Here is a 12,264-nt window from a genome sequence, read left to right on the forward strand (position 1 = left end):
GAGCTTCTCCTTTAAAGGGCCAACGCAAAATGTTCAGCCCGCGCACGCTCGACCCACGTCGTCGCCTGGCCAAGGTAATGGGCCGGATCGAGCAGGCGATCCAGTTCAAGTGCACTCAACTGCGCGGTAATTTGCGGCTCATCGCCCAGCACCGCACGCAAGTGGCGCTGTTCGGCCACCGCACGCTTGCAACAGTGCTCCAGCAGATGATGAGCCGTTTCGCGCCCTACCCTCTGGGCCAGCACAATGCTCACTGCCTCCGCCAGCACCAGCCCGTGGGTCAGGTCGAGGTTGCGCGCCATGCGCTCGCTGTCCACTTCCAGCCCTTGGGCAATGTTCAGTGCCTGCACCAGCGCCCCGGACACCACGCAACAAATCTCGGGCAGGGTTTCCCACTCGGCGTGCCACAAACCCAGGCTGCGTTCGTGCTCCTGGGGCATGGCGCTGAACAGGATGCTCAGCAAACCCGGGACCCGGGTGGCGGCGCTGATCAACACCGCCGAGCCCACCGGGTTGCGCTTGTGGGGCATGGTCGACGATCCGCCCTTGCCCGGCGCCGAGGGCTCAAAAACTTCTGCGGCCTCGGTTTGCATCAGCAGGCTGATATCCCGTCCGATTTTGCCAAGACCACCCGCAATCAAACCCAACACCGAGCCAAACTCCACCAGGCGATCACGCTGGGTGTGCCACGGTTGGTCCGGCAAACTCAGCCCCAGTTCATCAGCCAGGGCGTGTGCCACCGGCAGCGCCTGATCACCCAACGCGGCCAGCGTGCCCGAGGCACCGCCAAACTGCAGGCACAGCAAACGCGGTTTCAATTCATTAAGGCGCTGGCGGTTACGGGTGACGGCACCCAGCCAACTTGCGATCTTCATGCCCAGCGTGACCGGTGTCGCCTGTTGCAGCCAGGTGCGCCCGGCCAATGGCGTAGTGGCATAGCGCTGGGCCTGCTGCGCGAGGACATCGCCAAGCCGTACCAGATCAGCCTCGATCAGCCCCAGAGCCGCACGCAGTTGCAGCACCAGCCCGGTGTCCATGATGTCCTGGCTGGTGGCGCCCAGATGCACGTAACGCTCGGCTTCGGGCGCGGTGCTGGCAATCTGTTTGCCCAGGGCTTTGACCAGCGGTATTGCCGAATTGCCGGCACTGGCTATCGCCTGGCCCAGGGCCTCGAAATCATAGAGTTCAGCGCGACACGCAGCAGTAATCGGCGCGAGCGCAGAGTGAGGAATCACCTCGACCCGAGCCTGCGCCCGGGCCAGAGCCGACTCGACGTCGAGCATCGCCTGCACCCGGCCATGGTCGCAAAACACCTCGCCCATGGCCTTGGCCGTAAAGTACGCATCGAACAGCTGATTACTCATAACCCGTCCTTAGAAGGCGCGCGCCACCCGGCGCGCGCGGGGTACATCACAAATCGTGGTGCAGGTACCTGGGCTGCTTGGGCAAGCGGAAACTGAACAGGAAGGCAATGGCCATCATGACCGTCACGTACCAGTAGAACGTGTTTTCCATGCCCATCGACTTAAGCCCCAATGCCACGTATTCCGCAGAACCGCCGAAAATCGCGTTGGCTACGGCATACGCCAGGCCCACGCCCAATGCCCTGACCTGAGGCGGGAACATCTCGGCTTTTACCAGCCCGCTGATCGAGGTGTAAAAGCTGACAATCGCCAGCGCCAGCGTAATCAGCACAAAAGCCAGGAACGGGCTGCTGATGGTTTTCAGGCTCAGCAGGATCGGCACGGTACACAGCGTACCCAGCGCGCCAAACCAGAGCATGTTGTTACGTCGACCGATCTTGTCCGCCAGCATGCCGAACAACGGCTGCATGCACATATAAAGGAACAGCGCGCCGGTCATGATGTAGCTGGCGGTTTTGGCATGCATGCCGGCCGTGTTCACCAGGTACTTCTGCATATAGGTGGTAAAAGTGTAAAAAATCAGCGAGCCGCCTGCGGTGTAGCCCAACACGGTAATAAACGCGGCTTTATGGTCGCGGAACAAGGCCCGCACACTGCCTGCGTCCTTGTCCTGCCGGGTTTCGGCGCTGGTGGTTTCTTTCAGGGTGCGACGCAGCATTAACGAAATCAGCGCGGCAATGGCCCCGATCACAAACGGCACGCGCCAGCCCCAGGCCCGCAGTTCATCTTCCGACAGGAACTGCTGAAGAATCACCACCACCAATACCGCCAGCAGTTGTCCGCCGATCAGGGTCACATACTGGAAGGAGGCAAAGAAACCGCGCTGGCCCTTGAGTGCCACTTCGCTCATGTAAGTAGCCGTGGTGCCGTACTCGCCCCCCACCGACAGCCCCTGAAACAGACGCGCCATCAACAGCAAGGCCGGGGCCCAGGCGCCAATCGAGGCGTAGGTCGGCAAACAGGCAATCACCAGTGAGCCGGCGCACATCATCAGCACCGAGATCATCATTGAATTCTTTCGCCCGTGTTTATCGGCGACCCGGCCAAACAGCCAGCCACCGATGGGGCGCATCAAAAATCCGGCCGCAAAAACGCCGGCGGTGTTGAGCAACTGCACCGTAGGGTCATCGGAAGGGAAAAAAGCAGGTGCGAAGTAGATAGCGCAGAAGGCGTAAACGTAAAAGTCGAACCATTCGACAAGGTTGCCGGAGGACGCACCGACAATCGCAAAAATCCTTTTTTTGCGTTCCTCTCCCGTGTAGTGAGTTTCTGTTGTCATGTTTATTTACTCATCAGGTTTTAGTTGCAGTCAGACACACCTTGCAACATGTAGCGCCGTGACCGCAATAAGCCGAACGACTGAGACCGTGGGAGCGAGCCTGCTCGCGAAGGTCTCAAGAGCAACGCGGTTATCCAGTAAACCGATGTTTGCTCAGGAGTCTTCGCGAGCAGGCTCGCTCCCACCGAAGCAGCATTGAGCGCTATCAGACCCGTTCGATGGCCAATGCCAGACCTTGCCCAACACCCACACACATGGTCGCCAGCGCTTTTTTACCACCGGTTCTTTCCAGCTGATGCAACGCGGTCATCACGATGCGGGCGCCGCTCATGCCCAGAGGATGGCCCAGGGCTATCGCCCCGCCATTGGGGTTAACCTGGGGCGCATCGTCTGCCAGGCCCAGCTCCCGCAGGACGGCCAGGCCCTGACTGGCGAAGGCTTCGTTGAGCTCGATCACATCGAAATCGCTGACTGCCAGACCCAGGCGCTCCACCAGCTTGCGCACCGCAGGCACCGGGCCGATGCCCATCACACGCGGCGCCACACCGGCACTGGCCATGCCCAGCACCCGGGCCCGGGCGGTCAGGCCATGACGTTTCACCGCAGCGGCCGACGCCAGAATCATCGCCGCCGCCCCGTCATTCACCCCCGAGGCATTGCCGGCGGTGACTGTTTTGTCCGGGCCGTTGACCGGTTTGAGTTTGCTCAGGGTCTCGAGGGTGGTTTGCGCACGCGGGTGCTCATCATGCTCAACGAGGGTTTCGCCTTTTTTGTGGGCGATACGTACCGGCACGATTTCTTCGGCGAAGTAGCCTGCGGCCTGGGCGGCGGCAGTACGTTGCTGGCTGCGCAGGGCGAAAGCATCCTGATCGGCACGGGAAATCCCGTAATCATCCGCCACGTTATCCGCCGTCTGCGGCATCGGGTCGATACCGTATTGGGCCTTCATCAACGGGTTAATAAAGCGCCAGCCGATGGTGGTGTCTTCCAGCTTCATGTTGCGCGAAAACGCCGCATCGGCCTTGCCCATCACAAACGGCGCTCGCGACATGGACTCCACGCCCCCGGCAATCGCCAGCTCCATCTCGCCGCTGGCAATCGCCCGGAATGCCGTACCGATGGCATCCATGCCCGAGGCACACAGCCGGTTAAGGGTCACGCCCGGAATGGTCTCGGGCAGCCCGGCCAACAAGGCCGCCATACGCGCAACGTTGCGATTGTCTTCACCGGCCTGGTTGGCGCAGCCGAAGAACACTTCATCGACTTCGTTCCAGTTCACGCCCGGGTTGCGCTCGATCAACGCCTTGATCGGCGCTGCGGCCAGGTCGTCAGCACGGACGGTTGCCAGGCCACCGCCAAAACGGCCAATGGGTGTACGAATCGCGTCACAGATAAAGACTTCGCGCATCAGGCTTCTCCCGGCGCCTGGCCATGGGCCAGAGCGGTCCGCGCTTCCAGATCACGCAAGGCATTGAGCTCGATGTCCGTTGGCGCGGCCGTCTCTTCGACGCTGTCGGCAAAACGGATGGCCCAGCCGGTAGCGGCGATCACTTGTTCACGGGTTACACCCGGGTGCAGGGCCGTGACCACGAATTCGTTGGTTTGCGCTTCAGGCTCCATGGTGCACAGGTCGGTGATGATCCCCACCGGGCCCGCGCCTGGCAGGCCCAGACGTTTGCGCGAGTCGCCGCCCTCGCCATGCCCCACCGAGGTAATGAAATCCAGTTTGTCGACAAATGAGCGTGCCGACTGCTTGAGGATGATCAGTACGCTTTTCGCCGAGCCGGCGATTTCCGGCGCGCCGCCGGCACCCGGCAGGCGAACTTTTGGCTGGTGATAGTCACCGACCACCGTGGTGTTGATATTGCCGAAGCGGTCGACCTGGGCCGCGCCCAAAAAACCGACATCGACCCGGCCACCCTGCAGCCAGTAGCGGAAGATTTCGCTGGTGGACACCACGGTGTCGGCGGTTTCAGCCAGCTCACCATCGCCAATCGACAGCGGCAGCACATTGGGCTTGGCGCCAATCGGGCCAGACTCGTAAATCAGCACGACATCAGGGGATGAGGTCAGGCGCGCCAGGTTGGCCGCTTTGGAAGGCAGGCCGATACCGACAAAACACACCGAGCCGTTTTTCAAACGGCGAGCGGCGGCTACGGTCATCATTTCATTGGTGGAGTAAGCCATTATTTTGCCTCCGAAGCGCGGGCCAGCTTGGCCTGGAACTCACTGAAATTTGCAGTGCCATGGATGTATTCGTTGATCCAGGCTGTGAACGTCTCACGGTCGCGGGCAATCGGGTCCCACGCCTGATAGAAAACGTTATCGCGCTCGGTGTAACCGTGAGCGTAGGACGGATGTGCACCGCCCGGCACATGGCACACAGCACTCAGGGCCCAGGTCGGCAGTACGCAGGCGTTCATGGGTGCTTGCAGGTCGTCGACGATTTCTTCAACCGTGACGATGCACCGCTTGGCTGCCAACGCGGCCTCTTTCTGCACCCCCAAAATGCCCCACAACAGCACGTTGCCCTTGCGGTCGGCCTTTTGAGCGTGGATCACCGTGACATCCGGGCGTACTGCCGGCACGGCGGCCAGCACTTCGCCGGTAAACGGGCACGTCACGGTCTTGATCAGCGGATTGACCTTGGGCAAGTCAGAGCCGGCATAGGCGCGCAGTACGGCAAACGGCAGGCCAGAGGCGCCGGCCACGTATGCATTGGCCAGGTCGGCGTGGCTGTGCTCTTCGATTTCCAGCGGCTGCGGCCACTGCCTTTCAACGGCGTCACGCAAGCGGTGCAGCGAACCCACCCCCGGGTTCCCGCCCCAGGAGAAAATCAACTTTCGTGCACAACCGGCCCCGATCAACTGGTCATAGACCAGGTCAGGCGTCATCCGCACCAGGGTCAGGTCTTTCTTGCCCTGACGGATGATTTCATGACCCGCGGCAGTCGGGATCAAGTGGGTGAAACCTTCAAGGGCAACGGTGTCACCATCGCTCACAAATTGTTTTACCGCGTCGTGTAACGAAATGATGTCTGCCATCTGGGGGTAGCTCCCGTTTTTTGTAGGCCACTGCGGTTGAAGAAGGTGCGCGCTGGCGACACCGGATGCTCAGCAGGTTAAGCCGCTGCTTTCTTCCAAACAATCCGATAATCGACTATGTGTTCGTTAATCGAACACATAGTTAGCAGGGTAACTATCAGGTTGCATCGGCATGGCTGACCATGCCCTTGATCAATACCGCAGCCGTTGCCAGGGCGGCCGGAATTACCAGCGCGGTCAGCACTTGCTCGAAGTTCCAACCCAGCCCCAGCAGGGTAGCGCCCATCCAGGCCCCCAGAATGGCGCCGAAACGACCAATGCCGAGCATCCACGACACACCTGTGGCCCGGCCCTGGGTCGGGTAAAAACGTGCGGCCAAAGACGGCATTGCCGATTGAGCACCGTTCACACACATACCGGCCACCAGCACCAATGTCGCCAGAACCGTAATGTTGCCCAGGCTCTGCCCTACTGCGTAGGCAAACACCCCGGCCAGCAGGTAAAAAATACCGATCACTTTATGCGGGTTGAACCGGTCCATCGCCCAGCCCACCCCTACCGCACTCAGCACACCGCCGAACTGGAACAGGGCACCAATAAACGCCGCCTGCTCCATGCTCGCGCCGCTGTCACGCATCAGCGTCGGCAGCCAGCTGGTGAGCAGGTAAACAATCACCAGCCCCATAAAGTAGGTAAGCCACAGCAACAAGGTGCCGGTGCTGTAGGTACCGGAGAAGATCACCGCAAACACATTGCGCGCCTTGACGGTCTTCTGCTCGGGAACGCTGAAGCTGGCGGCCTGGGCCACCACCGCCGGGTTTATCGGAGCCAGGGCTTTTCGAATCAGCTCAATGCTGCGATTGCGTACCACAAGAAAGCGCGCAGATTCGGGCAACCACGCCACCAGAACCAGCGTCAGAATCAACGGCAGCACTCCGCCAATCAGCAGCAGGCTGTGCCAGCCATACATCGGGATCAGCTTGGCCGAGATAAACCCGCCTCCCGCCATCCCCAGATTGAAGCCGCAGAACATGCTGGTCACCAGCAAGGATTTGTGGCGCTCAGGGGTGTATTCCGACAGCAAGGTGGTGGCATTGGGCATCCCGGCGCCCAGCCCCAGGCCAGTCAAAAAGCGCAGTACCAGCAGTTGATCAACATTGGTGCTGTAGGCCGATGCCAGGCTGAACCCGCCAAACACCAACACAGCAACGACCAGCACCACTTTGCGTCCGAAGCGGTCCGCCAATGGCCCCGAGCCCAGGGCGCCGAACACCATGCCGATCAGCGCGGCACTCATCACCGGGCCGAGGCTGGCGCGGTCAATCCCCCAGTCCTGGGACAGGGCCGGGGCGATAAACCCCATTGCCGCCGTGTCCAGGCCATCGAGGAACACAATCAGGAAACACAGGATCACCACGCGCCATTGGTAGCGCGACAGCGGTTGAGCGTTGATAAACGACTGCACATCAAGGCAGTTGCCTACAGGGGACTGAGGTGAGTTCATTATTTTTATTCCGGGTAAAAACCAGGGCGAACGGAAACCGGCCAATGGCTGGCGGCTCACACTAAAAAATGTCCAGAGGGAATCAGAGGATTTTCGGGCGACTGCGCAACAACAGTGTCAAAGACTGGCAGATGGAAGTGCTCATGGCATGTGGCCTCTTCGTTATTATTTTGTGCGGCCCCAGAATAAGTACTTGAGCAGACTGCAAGCAGGGTTGCGCTGTGGCGACATTAATCAGCGCACCGCCAACCTGCAATTCGATAAACGCTTAACTGTGCGTTTATCGAACGCTTAGTGCCCATGGCATCAACTAAACAGCTGGGTGCTCAACTCGCGACTGGCATTGAGCATGATCGGCAAAAACCGCTGTTCCAGCTCCGTGCGCGTCACCCGCCCCGCATGGGTGCTGACGTTCAGGGCTGCCAGCACCTGCCCCGAAGCGTCGTACACCGGAACGGCAATCGAGCGCAGCCCTTGCTCCAGCTCCTGATCGACAACACACCAACCTTGCTCGCGCACCTGCTGCAGACATTCAAGCAGCGCCTCGGGGGTGTGCAAGGTACGGCTGGTTTTGGCCTGGAACTCGCCATGGGCAAGGTACTCGTGCAGCGTCACGTCATCCAGCGCCGCCAGCAGGATGCGCCCCATCGACGTGCAGTACGCCGGCAAGCGGCCACCGACCGAAAGGTCCACCGAAATCAGGCGCTGGGTCGTCGCCGAGCGGGCGATATAGAGAATGTCGTCACCTTCGAGGGTCGCCATGTTGCACGCCTCGTGCAATTGCTCACTCATGCGATCCAGATACGGTTGGGCCGTGACCGCCAGCGGCGTTGACGACAGATAGGCATGGCCCAACGTCAGCACTTTGGGCAGCAGGGAATAGGTTCGGCCATCGGTCGTGGCATAACCCAGCTTGATCAGGGTGTACAGGCACCGGCGCACTGCGGCCCGCGGAATTTCGGTGCGATGGCTGATCTGGGCAATGGTCAGATGCCGCTTGCGCTCCTGAAACGCCTGCACCACAGCCAGGCCTCGGGCCAGGGACGACATAAAGTCAGGATCACCGGTAAACGCCTGAATGCGCTTGGCGGGCGACGCCACAATCGGCGGTGCGATACTGGCAACGGCATTGCGCAGTTGATCATTCATTCCCAACCCCCAGCTTCAGCTATTTATAGTTATGACATGCCGGGCGATTATCGAACCGTTGATCGATAATCGCAATCGTGCCTGTGCACAGGGCAACGAAACGGCGCACAACGCCCGTGAATGACTGTAGCTAGACACCGACGAGTGATGGCCAATGGCCTGACTCTTATTAAAATCATCCGTTGACCACAAACAAGTGGATCAATGATAGAAAACGTCTGCTTATATGAACCTTGGGGAAGTCCATTGCCGCAGTTAAATAACTTGAAGGTTCAATTAGCCAGTAACGGATTAATAGAGCGGTGACATGCCTCGGCTTGTAAACTTTCAATTATTTGTTACACGCCACTCACTGGGAAGTTGACGCACGCGAAGTTATTCGGCGATAGTAGCAGCACGCCTCAACCCTTGAGGATTGCAAGTGATTGAGAGCACAAGGTCAAGCCTGTGCGGCAGATTGGATCCAGCCAACTCGTTGTGTTCAATAGCCACTCGCGGCTTATCCGCAAAGTTCATCGTGTGTAGTTTCCCTTTGGGGTGAACACTTACAAACGGCGACGTTCATGGTTTATTCGTGACGTGGCTGCGTGCATCACATGAGGTGTTTAAGTACGACGCTGTTAATAGTCAGTTGTCTTATTGACCGGCATTCGTCAAATGAATCGAACTCCTCGTGCACGGTGCTTCACCAGGTTTAATCTCAACACAATTAGGTAAGACAGTGACGAAAGACGAACTGCGCGCAGAACTTGAGCGTCAGGAACAACGTTTCAAGGATGTTTACGGCGGCGAAGTGACTACCTATGCCGCCCGGCCCGAGCCCGAGCGCAAACCATGGCGCAAGCGTGCCAGCCTGCTCGACCAGGCATTCTCTGAAGAACTCCAGAAAATAGAAAAAGAGCTGAAAACCGGGGACTCCTGACCTCAGGCCTGAAAATCTGCAGGAACTGCCGCCTGCCCCCTTGCTTCCTGGCCATTTGCATGAATGGCACGGCTCTTTGGTGCGCCTGGGACACATCGATCATGCCGCACCCGCAGATTTGAGAAATTTCATGTACTTGAATCAGACCTGTGCAAGGGCTTGAGCTCCCCCTGCGAAAACCCTTACAGCCTTTGCTGTCAGCGGTTCGAAGGGTATTTCCTACGCCCGTTGGCCGAAGCTACTTACGAGCTTTTTCATTTATAGATGTTACCAACGGGCAGCAAGTGCATTGATTAGCGGGGTTTTCTGGCATAATCCGCCCCCCTTTATGACCGTGTCAGAAAACCTTCATGATCGATCTATTAAGCGGATTGGACGCCTGGGTTCTTATCAGCCTCTTCTTCGCCCTAGCCTTTGTTCTCGCGTTTGAGTTCATAAACGGCTTTCATGACACCGCGAACGCGGTAGCGACTGTCATCTACACCAAAGCCATGCCGCCTCACCTGGCGGTATTCTTTTCCGGTGTGTTCAACTTCCTCGGCGTTCTGCTAGGCGGGGTCGGCGTGGCATATGCCATCGTCCACCTGCTGCCGGTAGAGCTTCTGGTGAATGTAAACACCGGACATGGCCTGGCCATGGTGTTCTCCCTGCTTGCTGCAGCTATCACCTGGAACCTGGGCACCTGGTACTTCGGGATTCCCGCGTCGAGCTCCCACACCCTGATCGGTTCGATTCTGGGTGTCGGCCTGGCCAACGCCCTGATCAGCGGAATTCCGGTGAGCGACGGTGTTAACTGGCAGAAGGCTATCGATATCGGAGCCTCCCTGGTGTTCTCGCCAATGGCCGGTTTCCTGGTTGCAGGCCTGGTATTGATTGCCCTCAAGTGGTGGCGTCCAGCGTCCAAGATGCACAAAACGCCAGACCAACGCCGCAAGATGGACGACAAAAAGCACCCGCCGTTCTGGAACCGTCTGGTTCTGGTGATCTCGGCCATGGCCGTGAGCTTTGTTCACGGTTCCAACGATGGCCAGAAAGGCATCGGCCTGATCATGCTGGTACTGATCGGCATCGTGCCAAGCGCTTTCGTTCTGGATCTGAACAGCACCACGTATCAGATCGAACGTACTCGCGACGCCACCCTGCACCTGAGCCAGTTCTATCAGCGCAACAATGCTTCGCTGACCGAATTCCTGGCACTGGGCAAAAGCGTAAAAGGCGACTTGCCGGATCAGTTCAGCTGCAACCCGCAGCAAACCGAACCGACCATCGAGGCGCTGCTGAGCTCATTGAAAGGCGTAGCGGACTACCATTCGATCCCGGCTGAAAAGCGTATAGAGATCCGTCGCTACCTGCTTTGCCTGGACGACACCGCCAAGAAAGTCAGCAAATTGCCAGTGCTTGATTCCCGCGAAAAAGCGGACCTCGAAAAGCTGCGTAAAGACCTGACCGCCACCACCGAATACGCCCCGTTCTGGGTGATTCTGGCTGTAGCTCTGGCCTTGGGCCTGGGCACAATGGTGGGCTGGAAGCGTGTGGTTAAAACCATCGGTGAGAAGATCGGCAAGCAAGGCATGACCTATGCCCAAGGCATGGCGGCTCAGATCACCACGGCTTTTGCCATCGGTATGGCCAACATCTTCTCCCTGCCGGTATCCACGACGCACATTCTGTCCTCGGGTGTAGCGGGTACCATGGTTGCCAACAAAAGCGGCCTGCAAGGCGGCACGATCAAGACCATCCTGATGGCGTGGGTGCTGACCTTGCCCGCCACCATCGCACTGTCTGCAACGCTGTTCTGGCTGGCTTCCAAAGTACTCGCCTGATTCTGCGCTGCACAAAAAAGGTACGACCCTCACGGGCCGTACCTTTTTTTATGGGCAAAATCTGTGGGAGCGAGCCGGCTCGCGAAAGTCCCAAGGGCTGCGCGATTAACCCGTAAGCACACGTTATCGTTAACGGCCTCGCGAGCAGGCTCGCTCCCACATGTAGATACCTGTGTTCCTACAGAAGGACGTACAAAAAAGACCCGCAAAAAAATAGGCGACCGAAGTCGCCCAAAATGCCTTGCGTGCTCATACCCCGTAAAGACTCGGCGCTATTTGCGCTTCTGGGAGTCTTTCCAGATAAAAATGCCCAGACCGGCAAAGAACAAAACCATGAGGCCGACGGTAAGTACCCCGGCGATAACCACATTATCGAGAAACATGACGGCCTCCTGTGCGTGTCTGTGTGTTGCAGCCAGATTAACCACACGCGCAGGTGCAGGACTTGACCGGGATCAATAGTGATCCACGACCAGACCGGGCCTGGAGGAAATAGTTGACGCAGATCAGCGAAAACCAGGGAGGGTCAGCGCTTTTTCGGTTTTTTCTTCGGCTTTTTCGCAACCTTTGCTAATGGCATCGCCTGCTCGAACGCTTTGCGCACTTCGTTCAAACGTTTTTCCTTGAGGTCGTGTACACGCTTGGCGCGCTCGGCGCCCAGGTCGACCAGATTGGTATCTTGGCTCATAAGAAGTTTCAAACCGCTGTCAGTGTGTTTCAGTGCGCCAATAATGCGACGCACGCGCACCGCTGGCCAGAAAAAAGACCTATACCTTGATATCGACCCACAACCCCTGACGCTGCGTCCCGTCGATCACAGGTGAAACCGCCGCCGTAGCCTCCAGGTTCTGCGCCTCATCCGGCCTCCCCTCGCCTGTATCTTCCTGGGCTTCACGACGGCGTTTGTCATGTTGGCGTTGTTGCTCTTCGCGTAACAATAGCGCGGCCTGATCGGTGTCGTGGTTCTTCAGGTCGATTGCACATTCACCGGAGCTGGCCTGTGCGGCGGTCACGGGAGGAATGTCTGGCCGGGGCCGGACCGGGTCCTGCCCGGAGGTAATGGGGACAGCGCCCAGCGGCAAGATTGACGGCAACATGGTTATTGTTCTCCTGTCTTCA

General features: G+C 58.7%; 12 protein-coding genes. 2 read left to right on the forward strand and 10 right to left on the reverse strand.

Annotation, left to right across the window (positions count from 1 at the left end):
• Positions 1 to 11: 11 nt before the first annotated feature.
• From ACZRMS_RS08885 to pcaR, 7 genes are all read right to left on the reverse strand, one after another.
• Positions 12 to 1,364, reverse strand: coding sequence for a 3-carboxy-cis,cis-muconate cycloisomerase (locus tag ACZRMS_RS08885; RefSeq protein WP_463995013.1), 1,353 nt, complete (start codon positions 1,362 to 1,364; stop codon positions 12 to 14).
• Between the two features lie 46 nt (positions 1,365 to 1,410).
• Positions 1,411 to 2,703, reverse strand: coding sequence for an MFS family transporter (locus tag ACZRMS_RS08890; protein ID WP_463995014.1), 1,293 nt, complete (start codon positions 2,701 to 2,703; stop codon positions 1,411 to 1,413).
• Positions 2,704 to 2,908: 205 nt separating this feature from the next.
• Positions 2,909 to 4,114 (reverse strand): 3-oxoadipyl-CoA thiolase, encoded by a 1,206-nt coding sequence (gene pcaF / locus ACZRMS_RS08895; RefSeq protein ID WP_463995079.1) that lies wholly within the window; start codon positions 4,112 to 4,114, stop codon positions 2,909 to 2,911.
• Positions 4,111 to 4,893 carry a CoA-transferase subunit beta gene (locus ACZRMS_RS08900; RefSeq protein ID WP_463995080.1) on the reverse strand — a complete coding sequence of 261 codons (783 nt, stop codon included), beginning with the start codon at positions 4,891 to 4,893 and terminating at the stop codon, positions 4,111 to 4,113. The genes pcaF and ACZRMS_RS08900 overlap by 4 nt, the downstream gene beginning before the upstream one ends.
• A complete protein-coding gene (locus ACZRMS_RS08905) occupies positions 4,890 to 5,747 on the reverse strand; it encodes a CoA transferase subunit A (RefSeq protein WP_463995015.1) in 858 nt (285 codons plus the stop codon). Before ACZRMS_RS08905 ends, ACZRMS_RS08900 begins: the two co-directional genes overlap by 4 nt.
• A 157-nt stretch (positions 5,748 to 5,904) precedes the next feature.
• Positions 5,905 to 7,251 carry a 4-hydroxybenzoate transporter PcaK gene (gene pcaK, locus ACZRMS_RS08910; protein WP_463995016.1) on the reverse strand — a complete coding sequence of 449 codons (1,347 nt, stop codon included), beginning with the start codon at positions 7,249 to 7,251 and terminating at the stop codon, positions 5,905 to 5,907.
• 306 nt (positions 7,252 to 7,557) lie between these two features.
• On the reverse strand, positions 7,558 to 8,400 hold the full coding sequence (gene pcaR, locus ACZRMS_RS08915; protein ID WP_048358978.1) for a pca regulon transcriptional regulator PcaR: 843 nt from the start codon (positions 8,398 to 8,400) through the stop codon (positions 7,558 to 7,560).
• A gap of 721 nt (positions 8,401 to 9,121) precedes the next feature.
• On the opposite strand from pcaR, the gene ACZRMS_RS08920 reads away from it, so the two are divergent.
• Both ACZRMS_RS08920 and ACZRMS_RS08925 read left to right on the forward strand, forming a co-directional pair.
• Positions 9,122 to 9,322 carry a hypothetical protein gene (locus ACZRMS_RS08920; RefSeq protein WP_463995017.1) on the forward strand — a complete coding sequence of 67 codons (201 nt, stop codon included), beginning with the start codon at positions 9,122 to 9,124 and terminating at the stop codon, positions 9,320 to 9,322.
• 350 nt (positions 9,323 to 9,672) lie between these two features.
• On the forward strand, positions 9,673 to 11,145 hold the full coding sequence (locus ACZRMS_RS08925) for an inorganic phosphate transporter (protein ID WP_463995018.1): 1,473 nt from the start codon (positions 9,673 to 9,675) through the stop codon (positions 11,143 to 11,145).
• Positions 11,146 to 11,417: 272 nt separating this feature from the next.
• On the opposite strand, the gene ccoM is transcribed toward ACZRMS_RS08925, so the two are convergent.
• The 3 genes from ccoM to ACZRMS_RS08940 all read right to left on the reverse strand — a co-directional run bounded on the left by ccoM (position 11,418) and on the right by ACZRMS_RS08940 (position 12,242).
• Positions 11,418 to 11,528 (reverse strand): cytochrome c oxidase subunit CcoM, encoded by a 111-nt coding sequence (gene ccoM / locus ACZRMS_RS08930; protein ID WP_016779744.1) that lies wholly within the window; start codon positions 11,526 to 11,528, stop codon positions 11,418 to 11,420.
• A 143-nt stretch (positions 11,529 to 11,671) separates the two neighbouring features.
• Positions 11,672 to 11,887, reverse strand: a complete 216-nt coding sequence (locus ACZRMS_RS08935) for a hypothetical protein (RefSeq protein ID WP_463995084.1) — start codon at positions 11,885 to 11,887, stop codon at positions 11,672 to 11,674.
• Between the two features lie 25 nt (positions 11,888 to 11,912).
• Positions 11,913 to 12,242 (reverse strand): aspartate-semialdehyde dehydrogenase, encoded by a 330-nt coding sequence (locus tag ACZRMS_RS08940; protein ID WP_463995019.1) that lies wholly within the window; start codon positions 12,240 to 12,242, stop codon positions 11,913 to 11,915.
• Between the last annotated feature and the right edge of the window lie 22 nt (positions 12,243 to 12,264).

Source organism: Pseudomonas sp. B424, from assembly GCF_055408345.1.